23 protein-coding genes are annotated in these 17,881 nt (G+C 42.2%); 6 read left to right on the plus strand and 17 right to left on the minus strand.

The features are described 5' to 3' along the window. Nucleotides 1-31: 31 nt before the first annotated feature. The 17 genes from radA to HVMH_RS07180 form a co-directional block, all read right to left on the minus strand. A complete protein-coding gene (gene radA, locus HVMH_RS07100; protein ID WP_029909312.1) occupies nt 32-1,396 on the minus strand; it encodes a DNA repair protein RadA in 1,365 nt (454 codons plus the stop codon). 49 nt (nt 1,397-1,445) lie between these two features. Continuing rightward, nucleotides 1,446-2,096 carry a cytochrome c1 gene (locus HVMH_RS07105; RefSeq protein WP_029909313.1) on the minus strand — a complete coding sequence of 217 codons (651 nt, stop codon included), beginning with the start codon at nt 2,094-2,096 and terminating at the stop codon, nt 1,446-1,448. Continuing rightward, complete coding sequence (locus tag HVMH_RS07110) at nt 2,096-3,331, minus strand: cytochrome b (protein ID WP_029909315.1); 1,236 nt, start codon at nt 3,329-3,331, stop codon at nt 2,096-2,098. The genes HVMH_RS07105 and HVMH_RS07110 overlap by 1 nt, the downstream gene beginning before the upstream one ends. Next, nucleotides 3,331-3,942, minus strand: a complete 612-nt coding sequence (gene petA, locus HVMH_RS07115) for a ubiquinol-cytochrome c reductase iron-sulfur subunit (protein ID WP_029909317.1) — start codon at nt 3,940-3,942, stop codon at nt 3,331-3,333. The genes HVMH_RS07110 and petA overlap by 1 nt, the downstream gene beginning before the upstream one ends. Before the next feature lie 162 nt (nt 3,943-4,104). Continuing rightward, entirely contained in the window at nt 4,105-4,848 is a 744-nt protein-coding gene (locus HVMH_RS07120) for a Nif3-like dinuclear metal center hexameric protein (protein ID WP_029909319.1), read from the minus strand. 70 nt (nt 4,849-4,918) lie between these two features. Further along, entirely contained in the window at nt 4,919-6,220 is a 1,302-nt protein-coding gene (hisD, locus tag HVMH_RS07125; protein ID WP_029909321.1) for a histidinol dehydrogenase, read from the minus strand. A gap of 21 nt (nt 6,221-6,241) precedes the next feature. Next, a complete protein-coding gene (hisG, locus tag HVMH_RS07130) occupies nt 6,242-6,877 on the minus strand; it encodes an ATP phosphoribosyltransferase (protein ID WP_029909324.1) in 636 nt (211 codons plus the stop codon). 13 nt (nt 6,878-6,890) lie between these two features. Next, nucleotides 6,891-8,147, minus strand: a complete 1,257-nt coding sequence (murA, locus tag HVMH_RS07135) for a UDP-N-acetylglucosamine 1-carboxyvinyltransferase (RefSeq protein WP_029909327.1) — start codon at nt 8,145-8,147, stop codon at nt 6,891-6,893. 3 nt (nt 8,148-8,150) lie between these two features. Further along, on the minus strand, nt 8,151-8,378 hold the full coding sequence (locus HVMH_RS07140) for a BolA family protein (RefSeq protein ID WP_029909328.1): 228 nt from the start codon (nt 8,376-8,378) through the stop codon (nt 8,151-8,153). A gap of 22 nt (nt 8,379-8,400) precedes the next feature. Further along, nucleotides 8,401-9,168: an ABC transporter permease gene (locus HVMH_RS07145; protein WP_029909330.1), complete on the minus strand. Its 768-nt coding sequence runs from the start codon at nt 9,166-9,168 to the stop codon at nt 8,401-8,403. Beyond that, a complete protein-coding gene (locus HVMH_RS07150) occupies nt 9,158-10,096 on the minus strand; it encodes an ABC transporter ATP-binding protein (protein ID WP_029909333.1) in 939 nt (312 codons plus the stop codon). Before HVMH_RS07150 ends, HVMH_RS07145 begins: the two co-directional genes overlap by 11 nt. Before the next feature lie 19 nt (nt 10,097-10,115). Further along, a complete protein-coding gene (locus HVMH_RS07155) occupies nt 10,116-10,400 on the minus strand; it encodes an STAS domain-containing protein (RefSeq protein WP_035628835.1) in 285 nt (94 codons plus the stop codon). Nucleotides 10,401-10,419: 19 nt separating this feature from the next. Next, nucleotides 10,420-11,037, minus strand: coding sequence for an MlaC/ttg2D family ABC transporter substrate-binding protein (locus HVMH_RS07160; protein ID WP_029909336.1), 618 nt, complete (start codon nt 11,035-11,037; stop codon nt 10,420-10,422). Then, nucleotides 11,034-11,507 carry an outer membrane lipid asymmetry maintenance protein MlaD gene (gene mlaD / locus HVMH_RS07165; RefSeq protein ID WP_029909338.1) on the minus strand — a complete coding sequence of 158 codons (474 nt, stop codon included), beginning with the start codon at nt 11,505-11,507 and terminating at the stop codon, nt 11,034-11,036. Before mlaD ends, HVMH_RS07160 begins: the two co-directional genes overlap by 4 nt. 31 nt (nt 11,508-11,538) lie before the next feature. Further along, entirely contained in the window at nt 11,539-12,324 is a 786-nt protein-coding gene (gene mlaE / locus HVMH_RS07170; RefSeq protein ID WP_081822797.1) for a lipid asymmetry maintenance ABC transporter permease subunit MlaE, read from the minus strand. Beyond that, nucleotides 12,321-13,118, minus strand: coding sequence for an ABC transporter ATP-binding protein (locus tag HVMH_RS07175; RefSeq protein WP_029909342.1), 798 nt, complete (start codon nt 13,116-13,118; stop codon nt 12,321-12,323). The genes mlaE and HVMH_RS07175 overlap by 4 nt, the downstream gene beginning before the upstream one ends. A 58-nt stretch (nt 13,119-13,176) precedes the next feature. Beyond that, nucleotides 13,177-13,809: a DUF72 domain-containing protein gene (locus HVMH_RS07180; RefSeq protein WP_029909343.1), complete on the minus strand. Its 633-nt coding sequence runs from the start codon at nt 13,807-13,809 to the stop codon at nt 13,177-13,179. Between the two features lie 73 nt (nt 13,810-13,882). Between HVMH_RS07180 and HVMH_RS07185 the strand changes: the two genes are divergently transcribed. From HVMH_RS07185 to hpf, 6 genes are all read left to right on the plus strand, one after another. Then, on the plus strand, nt 13,883-14,872 hold the full coding sequence (locus tag HVMH_RS07185; protein ID WP_029909345.1) for a calcium/sodium antiporter: 990 nt from the start codon (nt 13,883-13,885) through the stop codon (nt 14,870-14,872). A 44-nt stretch (nt 14,873-14,916) separates the two neighbouring features. Beyond that, nucleotides 14,917-15,459 (plus strand): KdsC family phosphatase, encoded by a 543-nt coding sequence (locus HVMH_RS07190; protein ID WP_029909347.1) that lies wholly within the window; start codon nt 14,917-14,919, stop codon nt 15,457-15,459. Nucleotides 15,460-15,506: 47 nt separating this feature from the next. Continuing rightward, nucleotides 15,507-16,070: an LPS export ABC transporter periplasmic protein LptC gene (lptC, locus tag HVMH_RS07195; RefSeq protein WP_029909355.1), complete on the plus strand. Its 564-nt coding sequence runs from the start codon at nt 15,507-15,509 to the stop codon at nt 16,068-16,070. Then, the gene (gene lptA / locus HVMH_RS07200) at nt 16,042-16,602 is read left to right on the plus strand and encodes a lipopolysaccharide transport periplasmic protein LptA (protein WP_232087832.1); all 561 of its coding nucleotides are present in this window, start codon (nt 16,042-16,044) and stop codon (nt 16,600-16,602) included. The genes lptC and lptA overlap by 29 nt, the downstream gene beginning before the upstream one ends. Beyond that, entirely contained in the window at nt 16,602-17,324 is a 723-nt protein-coding gene (gene lptB, locus HVMH_RS07205) for an LPS export ABC transporter ATP-binding protein (protein ID WP_029909358.1), read from the plus strand. Before lptA ends, lptB begins: the two co-directional genes overlap by 1 nt. Nucleotides 17,325-17,470: 146 nt before the next feature. Beyond that, nucleotides 17,471-17,800 (plus strand): ribosome hibernation-promoting factor, HPF/YfiA family, encoded by a 330-nt coding sequence (gene hpf / locus HVMH_RS07210; protein ID WP_029909360.1) that lies wholly within the window; start codon nt 17,471-17,473, stop codon nt 17,798-17,800. Nucleotides 17,801-17,881: the final 81 nt, after the last annotated feature.

The raw sequence follows: 17,881 nt of genomic DNA on the forward strand, positions 1-17,881 counted from the left end.
ACCGAATTGTCGACAAATATAAAAGCTTCGGTTAAAGCAGCTCTAACGCCTCTGATAATCGGCTCACCGGATATATTTTCATTCCAGGAACAGGTTCTTTGGGCGCATTTGCGGCGGGTACTATCGCTTTTTTGAATCCATGCTTGGCTGCCTCAAAAATACGTTCCTGTCCACTTGATACTGGGCGGATTTCTCCTGAAAGCCCCACCTCCCCAAACACCACCAAATCTTCCGGTAGTGCTTTATTGCGCAGACTCGAAACCACAGCAGACAACACAGCTAAGTCGGCACTGGTTTCATTAACCTTTACTCCGCCAACCACATTGACATACACATCCTGATCCGATGCTTGAATCCCTGCATGCCTATGCAATACCGCTAGCAACATCGACATACGGTTATTATCAAAACCAACCGTGACCCGTTTTGGTGAGCCATAAGGGGAATCATCGACCAATACCTGTATTTCAATGAGCAAAGGACGAGATCCTTCCCAAACAACCATAACAACGGAACCGGGAGACACAACCTCGCCCCTCGATAAAAAGATCGCTGATGGATTCTTGATTTGCTTCATGCCTTTTTCGGTCATGGCAAACACACCTAGCTCATTAACTGCTCCGAAACGGTTCTTAATCGCCCTTAACGTTCTGAAGCGACTGTCTGACTGTCCCTCCAAAAACAATACCGTGTCGACAATATGTTCTAACACTCTTGGTCCAGCAACTTCACCCGACTTGGTGACATGCCCAACTAAGAAAATCATAATGTTGTTTTGCTTGGCAAAGCGTGTGAGATAAGCTGCCGTTTCTCTAACCTGAGAAACACCACCTGCGGCACTGGAAACTTCTGAATGCTGTAGAGTTTGGATCGAGTCAACAATCATCACTTTCGGCTTTTCGTTACTGGCTGCCTCAGCTATTAACTCTACATCGGTTTCTGAATAGAGTTTTAAACTCTGGTCTGGCAAGCCCATGCGCTTAGCTCGCATGGCCACTTGTTGAAGCGACTCTTCCCCCGTCACGTAGAGTACTGACATGTTTTCGCTTAGGTGACAGGACACCTGCAATAACAAAGAAGATTTACCTACGCCCGGATCTCCACCAATCAAAACAACAGAACCGGAGACTACTCCTCCGCCCAGAACACGATCCAACTCTTCAATAGAAGAGGAAAAGCGCGGAACTTCATCCAGACTGACATCGTTTATGACTTTGATGTCAGAACTTTGTTCCCCAGCATAACCCAACTGACGCTTACTACTTACTTTTTGTGCGCCTAGTTTTATTTCCTTAAGCGTATTCCACTCACCACAAGCGACACACTGCCCTTGCCATTGCGAATGCTCGGCACCACACTCGGTACAGACGTAAGCTGATTTTGATTTCTTTGCCATAAAACTTTCTTCTTGAAAATAAAAAGCCCGCATCAGCGGGCTTTATCATTTAGTGTTTAATATCTCGCCAATATTCTTTCTTCAACAGATAAGTAATGATAAAGAATATAAACAAGAACAGCATCACTTTCCAGCCAAGAGATTCTCTTTTCACCTTGATTGGTTCACCAACATATGCCAAGAAGTTAGTGATGTCAGCGACATCCTGGCTAAATTGTTCTTTTGTCGAATAACGTTGAACGCCTTCCAAGATGTTTGGCATAACCGTTCCATGAAGAACTTTGTTATCCCATGTTTTGGTCTTTTCATCATATTCAAAGCCCTTCAAGAAGGTATAAATATAATCAGGACCTTTTAGACGTGCCATCAAAGATAAATCTGGAACATGCGTTCCTAAAACTTCCATATCGACACCCGGCAACATGCGAGTCATCACGTCATCAACAGGCTTTGCTTGACCATAAGCCATCTTCTTGACGATCTCATCATCAGTCCAACCCAAATCACGCGCAATACGGTTATAACGCATGTACTTGACTGAGTGACACGCCATACAGTAGTTTGAGAACAGAAGCGCGCCTCTTTGCAGAGAAGCTTTATCTTTTAGGTTAATCGGCGCCTTTTCCAGCTCAACCCCATGAACGGCAGCAACGGAAACAAACGGCAGTACAAACAACAACAATCCGAATAGTTTTTTCATTAACTTACCCTCTCTGGAACCGGTTTTGTCTTCTCAGATACCGAAGTAAACGGCAAGATAATGAAGAACAAGAAATAAGTTGCAGTGAAGATTCTCGCTAGCTTAGTCAACTCTGGTGATGCTGGCTGCGTTCCCAACCAACCCAACGCCAAGAAACTAATCACGAACATTGTTAGCAAAGCTTTATATGAAGCGCCTCTATAACGGATGGATTTCACTTTACAGCGATCTAGCCAAGGCATCGCAAACAGGACAGCAATAGAACCTCCCATCGCGATAACCCCCATCAATTTATCGGGAATTGCTCTCAAAATGGCATAGAACGGTGTGAAATACCAAACTGGCGCAATATGATCAGGCGTCTTCAACGGGTTTGCCGGCTCAAAGTTTGGTGGTTCCAAGAAGAAGCCACCACCTTCAGGCATATAGAACACAACGAATGCAAAGAAGAACAAGAACACAATAGCTCCCATACTGTCTTTGACTGTGTAATAAGGGTGAAAAGCAATACCATCAATTGGTAAGCCTTTGTCGTTTTTATATTTCTTGATTTCAACACCGTCAGGGTTGTTTGAGCCGACTTGGTGAAGTGCGACGATATGCATGAACACCAATACAATCAAAACCAATGGCAAAGCAATAACATGCAAAGCAAAGAAGCGGTTCAATGTCGCATCAGAAATAATGAAATCCCCTCTCACCCATGTCGCCAAATCATGCCCGATAACCGGAATGGCTCCGAATAGAGAAATGATTACCTGAGCTCCCCAATAAGACATTTGTCCCCAAGGTAGCAAGTACCCCATGAAAGCTTCAGCCATCAGTACCAGGAAAATAAACATCCCCAAAATCCAAACCAATTCTCTTGGCTCTTTATAGGAACCGTATAGTAACCCTCTCATCATATGAAGATAAATAACGATAAAGAACGCAGATGCGCCAGTAGAGTGCATATAGCGAATCAACCAACCCCATTCGACATCACGCATGATATATTCGATTGAGTTAAAAGCTTCTGCGGCACTTGGTTTATAGCTCATCGTCAACCAAACACCGGTAATGAACTGGTTGACCAGAACCAATAATGCTAAGGATCCGAAGAAATACCAGAAGTTGAAGTTCTTTGGTGCGTAATACTCTCCAACATGAGCATTCCATGTGCTTACCAAAGGATAGCGTCTATCAATCCAAGCTAGGATAGAGTTCTTAGGCCTTTCATGTGTAGTATTTGACATTAAGCAACTCCTTTCTTAGCGTTTTCACCTACTCGAACAATTGAGGCGGTTTTAAAGTAGTAAGGAGGAATAACCAAATTTGTTGGCGCAGGAACGCCTTGGAAAACGCGACCAGCCAAATCGAACATAGAACCATGACAAGGACAGAAAAAGCCACCTTCCCAGCCTTTTTCCATATCTGGTGAATTCACAGCGGGACGATATAAAGGAGAACATCCTAAGTGAGTACAAACACCGACTACGACCAAATATTCTGGCTTAATAGAGCGATATTCATTGGTTGCGTATTTAGGTTGTGTGGATTCTTTTGACTCTGGATCACGAAGTTTAGGATCCATCTCAGGCAAACGTTTCAACATATCTGGCGTTCTTCTAACAATCCAGACAGGTTTTCCACGCCATGACACGGTCATCATTTGGCCTGGTTGAAGATGACTGATATCAGCATCAACAGGAGCACCGGCAGCCTTAGCTTTCTCACTTGGTTGCCATGAACTTACAAATGGAACAGCCAGAAAAGTTGCCCCTGTTGCCCCTAGCACACCCGTTGCAGCCGTTAAAACTTTACGGCGCGTTAAGTTATTATTCTCATTATGCACATTTTGTGACATAGGGTTTTCCTCTACTTCCCCATTGAGCTACCTCAATGTTAGGTTGCTTAAGTTTAGAATCGACGTATTTTAGCAAAGCCATTTTTGGGTTACATAATTATATTTATATAACCTCATAAAAAAATTTATTTCACAAAGTACTAATATATTTATAGTTTACTGTTAAACAGGGTTGTTAATATCACAAAAAACAACATCTAGCGCAAAATGCTCTTTAAGATGCTCGCCCAGCATTTGCACACCCAATCTTTCGGTCGCATGGTGACCCGCTGCCAAATAGTGAATACCGCATTCAAGAGCTTGATGCGTTGTTTGCTCAGACACCTCTCCACTGATATAAACATCAGCATCCCAGTCAATTGCTTGCTGAATATAGTTTTGAGCTCCCCCACTACACCAAGCAACTTTCTGTACTTGAGACTTTCCGCCTGGCAAATGTAAGGATTCTCTTTTTAGAGATTCATCTACACGCCCTTTAAAGGCTTCTATTGCCATAGGTTCCGACAACACCCCCAATCGAACCAAACTCGTTGGCTCAGGCGTAATATCTTCGATACTCCATAGAGTAGCCAGCTGCGCGTTGTTTCCAAGTACCGGATGAGCATCAAGAGGAAGATGGTAACCAATTAAATTGATGTTATGACTCAGTAAAGACTCAATGCGCTTCTTTTTCATGCCGGTTATGGTTGGAATTTCATTTTTCCAAAAATAACCGTGATGAACTAACAATGTATCTGCACCTAGCTCAATCGTTTTATCTATCAAAGCTTGTGATGCAGTAACACCCGTGACAATTTTACGAATGTCTTCAGCACCTTCTACCTGAAGTCCATTTGGAGCATAGTCTTTAAAGCTTGAAACCTTTAGATAATCATCCAAATAATTTAACAGTGCTTTTCTATCCATATTTTGCCACCGCTGATAAAAAAAATGACCTAAAACAGGCCATTTTTATTTAGGACTTTCGATTGAAAAGTTATTTTTTCACTCGGTATCTTGCCGATGCTGCATGAGCCTGCAAACCTTCTCCGTCGGCCAGCACACCTGCTACTTGACCCAGAAGATTCGCACCTTCAGCAGAACACATAATCAAACTAGAGCGTTTTTGGAAATCATATACGCCTAGTGGAGATGAAAAACGAGCCGTTCTAGAGGTTGGCAACACGTGGTTAGGCCCTGCACAGTAGTCACCTAATGCTTCTGCTGTGTAACGTCCCATGAAAATTGCGCCCGCATGCTTAATCTTTGGCAACAAAGCTTCTGGATCTTCGATAGAAAGTTCCAAATGCTCTGGCGCAATGTAGTTGATTAGATCAATGGCTTGGTCTTCATTCTCAACCACAATAATCGCCCCTCTGTCTTCCAAAGCTTTAGTAATGATGGCTTGGCGTGGCATTTCAGAAATCAGCTTATTCATGCTCTCATAAACTTTTTCTGCGAATTCGGCATCTTGAGTCACTAAAATAGATTGAGCATCTTCATCGTGCTCTGCTTGAGAGAACAAATCAACCGCAATCCAATCTGGATCAGTTTGACCGTCACAATAAACCAAAATTTCAGATGGTCCTGCAATCATATCAATACCAACAGCACCAAATACTTCTCGCTTAGCAGTCGCAACATAAATATTACCCGGACCAACAATTTTATCGACACATGGAACGGTTTCGGTGCCATAAGCCAGCGCTGCAACAGCTTGCGCACCACCTAACTTAAACACACGATCCACCCCACAAATCGCAGCAGCGGCCAACACCATATCATTCACTTCACCATCTGGCGTTGGAACAACCATAATCAAGTCCTTGACGCCGGCCACTTTTGCAGGAACCGCATTCATAATGACTGATGAAGGGTAAGCGGCTTTACCTCCAGGAACATACAAGCCAACGCTGTCCAAAGCTGTCACTTGTTGACCCAGCATCGTGCCGTCAGCTTCTCTATAGCTCCAAGACTTCATAATTTGATTTTCATGATAATCTTTCACGCGTTGCGCAGCCAATTCCAAACCATCTTTCTGGTCTTGTGGAATGCGGTTCAACGCCGCAGTTAACTCTGCCTTAGGCACTTCCAAGTCTGAACCTTTCTCCAAGCTCAAACGATCGAATTTTGCCGTATATTCAAGCAATGCTTCATCACCTCGTGTTCTTACGTTGTGAATAACATCTTTTACCACCGAATTAACCGACTCATTTGAAACGGTTTCCCAAGCAAGTAATTTTTCAAGTTCAGGCTTAAAGCCTTCTGAATCGATTGAGAGTTTTCTGATATTTAACATAGTGATAACTTCCAACTTTAATTAGGTATTTGAGATAGCTGACTGAAACTTCTCAACAATTTCATTTATTTGATTGAATTTAGTTTTGTACGCATGTTCATTCACGATTAATCTAGAGCTAATATTGGCAATATGCTCTTCTGGCACTAATCCATTCGCTCGTAGCGTATTTCCCGTATCCACCAAGTCTACAATCTTATCTGCCAAATCAATCAATGGAGCGATCTCCATTGAGCCATAAAGCTTAATCAAATCAACTTGCTCACCTTTTTGCGCGTAATAGGCTTTAGCTGAATTGATATATTTGGTTGCGATCTTTAAACGGTGCCCATGAGGCTTAGGAGTTTCAGGCCCTGCAACCATTAAACGGCATTTCGCAATTTGTAAATCCAGCAACTCATAGAGGTTGTCTGATGGCGCTTCCATCAAAACATCCTTACCTGCGACACCAATATCCGCAGCCCCATGAGAAACATAGGTTGGCGCATCAGTGGCGCGCACAATCAAAAGCCTTACATTTTCCTGATTAGTCGGAATAATAAGCTTTCTGCTCTTACTTGGATCTTCCAAAGGCAAAATATCAGCCGCTTCCAGAAGCGGCAAAGTATCTTTGTAAATTCTGCCTTTTGATAAGGCGATTGTTAATTGGTTATCCATTTTCGTTCTTCTGTTAATTTGCTCTGTAGATATGGGCGCCCAACTTGTGGAACTTTTCTTCTATCAACTCATAACCCCTATCAATATGATAGATACGACTGATGACTGTTTGACCTTTTGCTGCCAAACCGGCCAAAATCAAACTGGCAGAAGCCCTTAAGTCTGTTGCCATCACAGGTGCTGCGGTTAAACTCTTTACACCATGTGTCTGAGCTGTATTGCCGGTCACTTTAATGTCCGCTCCCATTCTAATCAACTCGGAAACATGCATAAAACGATTCTCAAAAATCGTCTCTTCCACATTACCTTCACCTTCCGCTAGAACATTCATCACAACAAATTGAGCTTGCATATCTGTTGGAAAGTCCGGATACGGGTCAGTCACAATATTGACGGGCTTCAATTCTCTATTGCGCATATCCAAGGTAATGGAATCCTGTGTAGTCGTTACTATGGCACCCGCTTCACGAAACTTTTCCAATACGGATTCCATATGTTCAGGGTTTGCATGCGTTACCGTGATGCAACTATGTGTGATTGCTGCTGCAGCAAGGTAAGTTCCCGCCTCAATACGGTCAGGAATCACGCTATAAGCGACTCCTTTTAAGGATTCAACGCCATCAATAGTTAATGTACTTGTCCCGATACCAGAAATTTTGGCTCCCATCTTGTTCAAGAAATTTGCCAAGTCTGAGACTTCTGGCTCTCTAGCGGCATTTCTTAAAACTGTGCGACCTTCAGCAAGCACTGCGGCCATCATCAAGTTTTCGGTACCGGTCACAGTGACTGGTTCCATTGTAATATCAGCACCTTTCAGCTTGCCTGCTTTGGCAATGATATAACCTTGCTCAACTTTTATCTCAGCGCCCATTTTTTGCATACCCTCAATGTGGATATTAACTGGGCGCGAACCAATGGCACAACCACCAGGCAAAGAAACCTTAGCTTCTCCAAAACGTGCCAACAAAGGACCCATTACCAAAATTGAAGCTCGCATCGTTTTCACTAGCTCATAAGGAGCTTCTTTGGTCACAATCTCCGAGGCATCAATTTCAATATTCAACTGCTCATCGAATAGGACTTGAACGCCCATGGTCGCCAACAATTGAATCGTAGTTGTCACATCTTTCAAATGTGGGACATTCGATAACTTAACCGGTGTTTCAGCAAGAAGGCATCCCATTAAAATAGGCAATGCAGCGTTTTTTGCGCCAGATATCTGCACTTGTCCAGAAAGGCTGCATGGACCATCAATTACCAATTTATCCATAGTCTATTCTTTTTCCGGAACGGCTGTTTTAATCGACAAGGCATGAAGCGCACCGCTTTCAAACTCTTGTTTAAAAACATCATTCACCATTCTGTGGCGTTGCAGGGGGGTTTTACCTTCAAACTCGGCGCTAATTACTTCGATTGCAAAGTTACAATCTTCACCACTGGTTACAACTTGTGCGCCAGAAATAGCCGCTTGAATCTTGTTTCGAATATTTTCGGGAGACATAACTTTCCACTTTATAAAAAACTTAATCGCGTATTTTAACGCCTTTGAATAACAAAATCAGATTAATCGCCGTTATCACTAAAAAGAAAACAATCGTGATGGTCAGGCTCAACGCAATAGATACATCGGACTGAGTAAAGAAACCATAACGAAAGCCATCAACCATATAGAAGAAGGGATTCAGGTGAGAAATATGCTGCCAAATACCCGGTAATGCGTGAATAGAATAAAAAACACCACTCAAGAAGGTCAATGGAACGATAATGAAATTTTGAAACGCTGCAAGCTGATCGAATTTGTCAGACAACAACCCTGCCGTCAAGCCTACCGAGCCCATAATAGCTGCACTTAATACTGCAAAAAGAAGAATCCACCCAGGATGGTTCATCGTCAAATCAAAGCCAAACATTCCTACCAGTAGAACGCCTACACCTACAGCAAGCCCTCGAATAACAGACGCACCAACAAATGCAAGGTACAACTCCAAGGGAGAAATAGGACTCAACATGACAAAAGTTAAGTTTCCATGCATTTTTGACTGAATAATACTTGAAGATGTATTGGAAAAAGCATTTTGCAACACCGTCATCATAACCAGACCAGGAATCAAAAATTGACTATAGGTCAAACCACTAAACACCTCAATTTGCGTATCAATGACTTGCCCAAAAATCAGCAGATACAATAGCGACGAAACCACTGGCGCGAAAATAGTTTGAATAGCAACCGAGTAGAAACGTCTGACCTCTTTGGCAAAAAGCGCCCAACAACCAACAAGATTAAAGTTCATTATCTTTACCTCCTGTCAAACTGATAAACACTTCCTCTAAAGTTGCATCTCTACTAGTAATATCCTTGATAGACAACGGTGACGCAGACAACCAAGACATCACTTGATTCAAAGGCAATTCTTTCTCAACTTTGAAAACCACTTCGTTCACATTGAAACTATCCAAACGGGTTGCCAAATCCACCACGGTTGAAAGCATCGCGTTTTCAAATCGCTGGGACAAACTCACTCGCACATAACGGAAAGGATGCATAGAAACCAAATCTGACGTCGCCTCTAAAGCGCTTAACTGCCCTTTTTGGAGTATTGCTACTTTTTCACACAAAGACTCTGCTTCTTCTAAATAGTGTGTTGTCAAAATAATCGTGTGACCTTTTTGATGAAGCTCTTTAGTAAAGTCCCACAATGTTTTTCTTAAATCAACATCAACACCCGCTGTTGGCTCATCTAAAACAATGACGTCCGGTTTGTGAACCAGAGCCATAGCAATAAGAACTCGTCTTTTCATGCCTCCAGAAAGCTGATTTGTGTTGGCATCCGCTTTATCGCTTAAAGCCAGCCTCTCAAGCAACTCCCCAATCCATTTATCCTGAACACTACCAGAAAGACCAAAATATCCGGACTGGATTGTTAGAAGTTCTTTTATTGAGAAAAAAGGATCCGAAATCAACTCTTGAGGAACCAGCCCTAGTTGTCGTCTAGTTTGACGATAAGATTTCTCAGTATCATACCCGTTAACAAGAATATGCCCTGAACTAGGCTTCACCAGCCCTGCCATTGAATTAATTAAAGTCGATTTACCCGCACCGTTTGGCCCAAGCAAACCAAAAAAAGCTCCCTTTTCAACTTCAAAGGAAACACCTTTCAGCGCCTGTAACGAGCCATAGGCTTTACTGACATTCTGAAATGAAACTGCCGCACTAGTCATATTTAATTTATATATTTTGTTAAGCCGATAAAAATGGCTTTAGTTCATAAAGATCAATCAAGCCAGACATGTCTTCAGGTAAAGAAGTCACTTTTACCTTGTGTCCTGCTTTGGCCTGTAAAAAGAGAATCAATGCCAAGCAACTACTATCTGCAGAGGTGACAAGAGAACAATCAATCTCTTCAATCTTCTGCTCAGCAATCCAGGGATTGTTTTTAAACAGTTTGCTGATAGCGTGAACCGTCAAATCACCCGTTAAGGTGAGCGTCTTATCTTTAACAACATAAGCCGTTTGTTCGGACATATTCACTGCTTCCACAAACTTACACCTTATTCTTTTCTTTAAGGGAAGCAATCACCTGATCAATGCCCTTAGTGTCAAATTCAGACGCGAAAATTTTTCGGTAGTTAAGCAATAAACTAATACCTTCAATCGTCACGTCATACAGCATCCATTTGTGTGTATGGTTGTTTAAATAGGCGCGATAAATGACCGAAGATACATTCCCATCTGATTGGGTAACATCTGTCATAACCGTTGCTCTGCCTTCACGAGGCTCTTCAACGCGAGTCACCTTGATTTTTGATACCCTTAATTTAATCAAGCTTTGAGAGTAAGAACGAAGCAATGTGTCTTTAAAAGCCTCGGTAAACTCTTCCTGCTGCTTAGGCGTTGCTGAACGCCAATATTGCCCCATGACGTAACGCGCCATTTTTGGCGTATCAACATAAGGCAAAATATATTCATCAGCAAATGCTTTGACCTTTTCAGGATCAGAGTTCAACTCTTCTCTTTGAAGATCAATCTGCTTTAAAACAGTTTGAGAAAGCTCCTGAACCATTTCTTTAGGATCAGATTGATTAATCTGAGCTTGAGCACTTGTAACAACCAGTGATACCAATAAACCAAATAAAACTACTATTCTGCGCTTAAAAATCATTTTTTATTCCCACTATCACTTAACTTAGTTAAGAACTGGCCAATCAACTCCTCTAAAACCAACGCAGATTGTGCGATATCGATCTGATCACCATTTTTAAGAAATTCATCATCTGCTCCAGGAGTCAAGCCGATATATTGATCTCCTAGCAAACCGGACGTTAGGATTGATGCAGAGGTATCCAGCGAAAGCTTATTGTATTCTTTATAGATATCCATCACGACTTTTGCACGATAGGTTCTTTGATCCACCGAAATAGAATCAACACGCCCGACGACGACGCCACTTATTTTGACTGGTGCCCTCACTTTAAGGCCACCTATATTAGAAAATAATGCGCTAACTTGGTAGGTTGGTTTGTCTTGAAACCCTTGAAAATTACTGACTTTAAATGCGACAAAGATCAATGCAACCAGTGTCATTAAAACGAATGCACCTACCCATATCTCTATACTGGAACGACGAAACATATCAAGAATTCCTTACACACACTTGCGTTGATTAATTAAACATTAATGCAGTTAGAACGAAATCCAACCCTAAAACCCCTAACGAGGCATGCACAACCGTTCGGGTTGTTGCCCTACTCACCCCTTCAGATGTTGGTATAGCATCTTGTCCCTGAAATAGAGCAATAATTGAAACCAATACGGCAAATGCAACTGATTTTATCATGCCGTTGACAACATCATCTTTCCAGTCAACATGAGCGTGCATTTGCGACCAGAAAGCACCATCATCAACGCCTAACCAGCCTACGGCAACCAAATAGCCCCCAAAAATCCCCATACCTGTAAACATAACAGAAAGCATTGGCAGCGCGATAATGGCGCCTACAAGCCTTGGTACAAAAATAAATTTCAATGGGTCTACCGCCATCATTTCCAGTGCTGACGTCTGCTCTGTAGAACGCATGAGACCGATCTCGGCGGTCAAGGCCGAACCCGCTCTACCTGCAAACAACAAGGCAGTGACTACCGGGCCTAACTCACGCAACAGAGAAAGTGCTGTCATTGTTCCGACTGCCTCTTCGGAGTTGTAATCCACCAACACATTATAACCTTGCAGACTCAGTACCATCCCAACGAACAAGCCGGCCGTTAAAATAATTGGTAATGATAAAACACCAGAAAAGTAGACTTGCTTAACGAGCAGATCAATGCGAGTAAACGCATAAGGTAAAGCTGGCACTAAAGAAGCGACAAATAACGCTCCTCTACCGACCGAGGAGGCAATACCCAGTGTTACCCTACCCAACGTGAATAGCAAAGAGTGAAAATAATTCAGCAAGACAAATCCTCTATGTAATCCGTTGCCGGATAATGGAAAGGTACCGGACCGTCCGGCAGGCCTTGTAAAAACTGCTTAACATATTCTGAGTCGGATGCCAGCAACTCCTCTGGCGTACCTTGGGCGATGATTTTACCTTCTGAAATAACGCAGGCAAAATCTGCAATTGAAAGCACCTCTTTAACATCATGAGATACAACAACACTTGTCAACTTAAGGCTTTGGTTCAGTTTCTTTATTAATGACACCAAAACGCCCATTGTAATAGGGTCTTGCCCAACAAAAGGTTCGTCATAGAAAACCATATCAGGATCTAATGCAATTGCCCTAGCTAAGGCAACTCGACGAGACATCCCTCCTGATAATTCGGAGGGCATTAGTTCCAACGCCCCCCTTAATCCTACCGCCTGCAATTTTAGCTTAACAATTAGTTCTATCAGTTCTTCAGGAAGGTCTGTGTGTTCTCGAATGGGAAAGGCGACATTTTCAAACACATTCAAATCTGTCAATAATGCGCCAGACTGGAATAGCATTCCCATTCGGCTTCTCAATGCATAGAGTTGAGATCGTGAAAGCTTGTGTACATTTTTATCATAAACCGTAACACTACCCGAATCAGGTACCAACTGCCCTGCGATCAACTTAAGTAAAGTTGTCTTCCCCGTTCCGCTAGGCCCCATGATCGCAGTGATCTTGCCCTCGGGAATATCCAGGGTAACATCATCAAAAATAACCCTATCCCCTCGTTGGAATCTAAGGTTTTCAATTCGAATAACGGTTTCAGTATTCATAGCGGCTCATCATAACAAAATTGCCTAAATAAAAGAATCATTGAACATTGAGATGATATTAATATCCCAATAGTTCCAACAACAACTTTAGATCAGTCACATGCTTGGTCGACACATCTTCATCAATAGAGAAGATAAAACCACCTGAGTAATCATGTGGCAGTGACTCCAAAAATGGGGTCACTGTTTCCTTCAATTGACTCATCGGATGGTCATTCATTCGTACCAAATACAATGGTTCTCCTGTCAAAACACCAAACTCTGACTCCAAGGACCAGCCCATTAGTTGTGGCCTAGAAGCGCAAGATGTCAATTTATAACCCAGAGGTTCAAGTTCAGATTGCAGAGCATTCATTTCAGCCTGAGATAAATGAAACCCCAAAACACCAAAAGCCTTATTTCTTAACCAACCCTTGATAGCTTCTAACTTTGGCAAAACACCATCATTAAAAGCACTTACTTCAAAAACCACAAAGAAATATTCAGGCTCATGCAAAACCTCAAACTCTTCAATATGCGCTTTAGTCCACCCTTGCCACTCGGCTTGAGGTAAGAGTATCGCTTTGAAATGCTGACCGTAAAAATCCAGTTGCCATTCAACAGGCATATCACCAGGATAAAAGCCGCCATTCCAGCTTTTATGAGCCCAACCTCGAGTCCCTACCAATAAATTTTCAACTTCATTCGCCATAAGCTTTATTTATTTTAATTATAAAAAACCCTATAATAACGACTTTACGTAAAACAGTCTAAAAGAAAACTGTATGACAATGACGCTCATTTTACCAAGCTTGGTATTACTCGTAGGACTAGCCCTTCTTGTCTGGAGCTCAGACATTTTCATTGACGGAGCTGCAAGCACAGCGACCCACTTAAACATCTCTCCCCTGATTATTGGCGTCGTGGTTTTAGGCTTTGGAACCTCTGCCCCAGAAGTACTAGTCTCTATCTTGGCATCAATTGATAACAGCCCTGGCTTAGCCGTTGGTAACGTCATTGGTTCGAACATTGCCAACATCGGATTGGTGCTTGGGATAACCGCATTAATTTCGCCGATAGTCGTTAAATCTTCTCTTTTAAAACGCGAGTTTCCTATTTTACTCGTTGTCTCAGTACTGGGTCTGTTTTTACTGCTAGATCATGAATTAGGACGGTTGGACGGTATCATCCTTATCGGCATGCTGATTTTCGTTATGGCTTGGATGATCAAAGCCAACAAAACGGTCGATAAACACGACCCTCTTGTTGAAGAAACTATAGAAGAAATCAAAGATCTACCACAACTATCTCTCAAAAAATCAATCGTTTTACTTCTAATCGGATTTGTTATTCTTATCGCCAGTGCCAAATTAATGGTATGGGGTGCAGTAGAAATTGCGCAATATTTCGAAGTTCCAGACTTGATCATCGGTTTAACAATCGTTGCTGTCGGAACTAGCTTACCTGAGCTTGCAGCGGCCATTTCCGCCGCCAAAAAAGACGAGTCCGACCTGATGATCGGAAACATTCTAGGATCAAACCTTTTCAACCTGCTTGCCGTTATGGCAATGCCTGCATTGATCGACCCTTCACCAGTAGACAATTCGACTTTAATTATCGATTATCCTGTAATGCTTGGAATGACTCTCGCCATGTTGATTGTCGCACTTCCTAGAAATGGCAGCGCAGTAATCACCAGAGCAGAAGGCATGCTCCTAACACTCAGTTATCTTGGCTATTTGATACTACTTTATTATAGAATGGTTCACCCATAAGAGCGTCGTCTCAAACGTATTTACAGAATAGCAAGGTAGTCAGCATGGATTTTCAAACCAATATTTTAGAAAAAGCCGCCAAAATAAAACTTTTAATTCTAGATATTGATGGGGTTTTATCCGACAACAAGCTTTACTACGGCGACAATGGCATAGAGTACAAAAGCTTTCATACCCGCGACGGGCACGGAATGGTCATGCTACAACAAAGCGGCATTGAGATAGGCATTATTACAGGCCGTAAATCCCCGCTAATCGACAAGCGAATGAAAGACCTGAAAGTGAAACACGTCTATCAAGGTGTTCCAGACAAACTTCCTACCTTTTTAAAATTGGTAGAAGAACTAGGGTTAGACCTGAGTGAAATCGCTTATATGGGGGATGACATTCTTGACCTACCAATCCTTACCCGTGTTGGACTTGCCGCCTGCCCTAAAAATGCAGACACTGAAGTACCGCAACATGTTCACTATGTTTCTCGCTTTAACGGTGGTGAAGGTTGTGTCCGTGAAATGTGTGAATTGCTTCTAAAGTCCCAAGGGCTTTGGCAAAAACATATAGACTTTTACCTCAGAAAAAGCCTATAAATAAGCAAGATAGAGTTTATCAGAACAAAACCAATGAGGGATAGCTTATGAAAAAACGCTTACCAATGATTCTGGTTTTTGTACTATCCATCTCTCTTTTGTTGATCAACACACGACAAAACTTCATACAACCGTCTAACAAAACGCCGCTTGAGCGACCAAAGACTACTTACAGCTGGCAAATTTTTGACTCGACTACTTGGCAAATCAATAAAAGCGCTCCTGATCAACAACAAACCTACTTAACGGCCAGAGCCATTCACTATCAGAATGATTCCAAGCAAAGTGACTTCACTACGCCCTTTTCTATCCAGCAAAAGCCAAACGAAACCTTGCTGATTCGTAGCCTAAAAGGAAGCAGTCAAAACGATCAAACCATCCATCTAGAAGGCAAAGTTCAAATAGAAAGTGCATCTAGCAACAAAGAAAATAAAAGCCTTCAAACAGAACAAATTACTTATAATAGCGAAACAGAACAGCTGGTAAACCATGTCTTTACCAAACTCACAACTCCTAACGTAACCATTACGGGCGTTGGTTTTTCTGCCAATTTGAAACAAGACCAATACAAATTTGAATCAAATGTTAAAACGCAATACCAACCTCACTAATCGATTTCCTTTTGCTATGCGAGATGCTTTCACACTATTGTTGATGCTCTCGATGCTATTCACTGCTTTCTCTGCACATGCGGAAAATACTGCGAACACATCAGATGAAAACCTTCCCGTGGAAGTCACCGCCGACTCATTGAACGCGAAAGACAAAGAAGGCGTCAGCATCTACCAGGGCAATGTTGTTATTACTCAAGGAACAACAACTATAAAAGGTGACAAAGTTACTCTACACCACCCTCATCGAAAAATATCTACTGCAATTGTGATTGGCAAACCCGCTACTTTCAAACGCTACCTCGAAGAAGAAAAAGGTTGGGTGACAGGCCATGCCGATAAGATAACCTACTCTGCGGCACAGAAAACACTTCTACTTGAAGGCCACGCTCAAGTAATTCAAGAAGGCAAGAACAGTATCAGCGGCCCCAAAATACTTTACGATCTAACGCTCAAAACCTTGTCAGCAAAGGGTGAAAAACAAGATCGCATCAAAATGATCTTTACCCCTGACGAACAGGAACAAAAATAATGGCGACTTTCTACGCTCGCGGCTTGGCGAAAAGCTATAAAAGGCGTGTTGTCGTTACCTCTGTTGACTTGGATGTTTGCAGCGGTGAAGTCGTCGGCCTTCTAGGGCCAAACGGCGCTGGAAAAACCACCACCTTCTATATGATGACAGGGCTCGTTAAAAATGACGGTGGAGATATTTTCTTAAACGATAACAATATCAGCGACCTTTCCATTGATCAACGTGCCAAACTGGGCATTGGTTACTTACCGCAAGAAGCTTCCGTTTTCAGAAAACTGACCGTCACGCAAAATATCATGGCAATTCTTGAGATGCGTAACGAGCTATCAAAAGAACAACAAAACCAAAAATATGAAGAATTAATAGATGACCTTCAAATTGGCCATATTACAGAGCAATTAGGGCAAGCGCTTTCTGGTGGAGAAAGACGCCGCGTAGAAATTGCTCGTGCTTTGGCTATGGAGCCTGACTTCATCCTTCTTGATGAACCTTTTGCGGGAGTTGATCCAATCTCTGTAAAAGATATTCAAAACATCATCTTGCATTTAAAGCAAAAAGAAATTGGGGTTCTCATCACGGACCACAATGTAAGAGAAACTCTTGGTGTTTGTGACCGCGCGTATATCCTTCACGCTGGTACTATTCTAGCGAGTGGGACTCCGCAAGACATCCTTTCAAACGAAGACGTCAAACGGGTTTATCTAGGCGAAAACTTCAAGTAATTTTTCACTTTTCCATCACGAACTCAGATTAACGTAAAGTGCTTTTGTGCTATACTTCAATTGAAGACGTGGGAAACACGCTCAGCGTAAAAATAGATAAAAATAAACGAACTGCACATCGCAAGCACAGGCAAAGGAGCGATATTATGCAAATCAACATCACAGGTCACCACATCGACATCACAGATGCTCTTCATGATTACGTTACAGAAAAAATGCAGAAGCTAACCAGACATTTTGACCATGTCACGATTGCTCACACAATTTTGACTGTTGACAAGCAAGGACAAAAAGCGGAAGCGACTGTCCACGTTTCAGGGAAAGATTTATTTGCTGAACATACTACTGATGATATGTATGCATCTATTGATGGTTTGGTTGACAAACTTGACCGTCAAATCATCAAGTACAAAGAAAAAATCGGAAGCCACAACCAAAAATCTGGTGGCATTAAAAATATGGCCGAGCAGGCTTAAAGTTTTCCGAAAGAAAAAGGGCCTGAGGCCCTTTTTTTATGAGCGTTTTTAACTAAATTCCCCTTATTCTTACCAAATAAT

This window comes from Hydrogenovibrio marinus (assembly GCF_013340845.1).
Lineage (GTDB): Bacteria > Pseudomonadota > Gammaproteobacteria > Thiomicrospirales > Thiomicrospiraceae > Hydrogenovibrio > Hydrogenovibrio marinus.

Coding starts and splice junctions, on each gene's coding strand:
- radA (WP_029909312.1), bottom strand. CDS start 1,396: ATGGCAAAGAAATCAAAATCAGCTTACGTCTGTACCGAGTGTGGTGCC.
- HVMH_RS07105 (WP_029909313.1), bottom strand. CDS start 2,096: ATGAAAAAACTATTCGGATTGTTGTTGTTTGTACTGCCGTTTGTTTCC.
- HVMH_RS07110 (WP_029909315.1), bottom strand. CDS start 3,331: ATGTCAAATACTACACATGAAAGGCCTAAGAACTCTATCCTAGCTTGG.
- petA (WP_029909317.1), bottom strand. CDS start 3,942: ATGTCACAAAATGTGCATAATGAGAATAATAACTTAACGCGCCGTAAA.
- HVMH_RS07120 (WP_029909319.1), bottom strand. CDS start 4,848: ATGGATAGAAAAGCACTGTTAAATTATTTGGATGATTATCTAAAGGTT.
- hisD (WP_029909321.1), bottom strand. CDS start 6,220: ATGTTAAATATCAGAAAACTCTCAATCGATTCAGAAGGCTTTAAGCCT.
- hisG (WP_029909324.1), bottom strand. CDS start 6,877: ATGGATAACCAATTAACAATCGCCTTATCAAAAGGCAGAATTTACAAA.
- murA (WP_029909327.1), bottom strand. CDS start 8,147: ATGGATAAATTGGTAATTGATGGTCCATGCAGCCTTTCTGGACAAGTG.
- HVMH_RS07140 (WP_029909328.1), bottom strand. CDS start 8,378: ATGTCTCCCGAAAATATTCGAAACAAGATTCAAGCGGCTATTTCTGGC.
- HVMH_RS07145 (WP_029909330.1), bottom strand. CDS start 9,168: ATGAACTTTAATCTTGTTGGTTGTTGGGCGCTTTTTGCCAAAGAGGTC.
- HVMH_RS07150 (WP_029909333.1), bottom strand. CDS start 10,096: ATGACTAGTGCGGCAGTTTCATTTCAGAATGTCAGTAAAGCCTATGGC.
- HVMH_RS07155 (WP_035628835.1), bottom strand. CDS start 10,400: ATGTCCGAACAAACGGCTTATGTTGTTAAAGATAAGACGCTCACCTTA.
- HVMH_RS07160 (WP_029909336.1), bottom strand. CDS start 11,037: ATGATTTTTAAGCGCAGAATAGTAGTTTTATTTGGTTTATTGGTATCA.
- mlaD (WP_029909338.1), bottom strand. CDS start 11,507: ATGTTTCGTCGTTCCAGTATAGAGATATGGGTAGGTGCATTCGTTTTA.
- HVMH_RS07175 (WP_029909342.1), bottom strand. CDS start 13,118: ATGAATACTGAAACCGTTATTCGAATTGAAAACCTTAGATTCCAACGA.
- HVMH_RS07180 (WP_029909343.1), bottom strand. CDS start 13,809: ATGGCGAATGAAGTTGAAAATTTATTGGTAGGGACTCGAGGTTGGGCT.
- HVMH_RS07185 (WP_029909345.1), top strand. CDS start 13,883: ATGACAATGACGCTCATTTTACCAAGCTTGGTATTACTCGTAGGACTA.
- HVMH_RS07190 (WP_029909347.1), top strand. CDS start 14,917: ATGGATTTTCAAACCAATATTTTAGAAAAAGCCGCCAAAATAAAACTT.
- lptC (WP_029909355.1), top strand. CDS start 15,507: ATGAAAAAACGCTTACCAATGATTCTGGTTTTTGTACTATCCATCTCT.
- lptA (WP_232087832.1), top strand. CDS start 16,042: ATGTTAAAACGCAATACCAACCTCACTAATCGATTTCCTTTTGCTATG.
- lptB (WP_029909358.1), top strand. CDS start 16,602: ATGGCGACTTTCTACGCTCGCGGCTTGGCGAAAAGCTATAAAAGGCGT.
- hpf (WP_029909360.1), top strand. CDS start 17,471: ATGCAAATCAACATCACAGGTCACCACATCGACATCACAGATGCTCTT.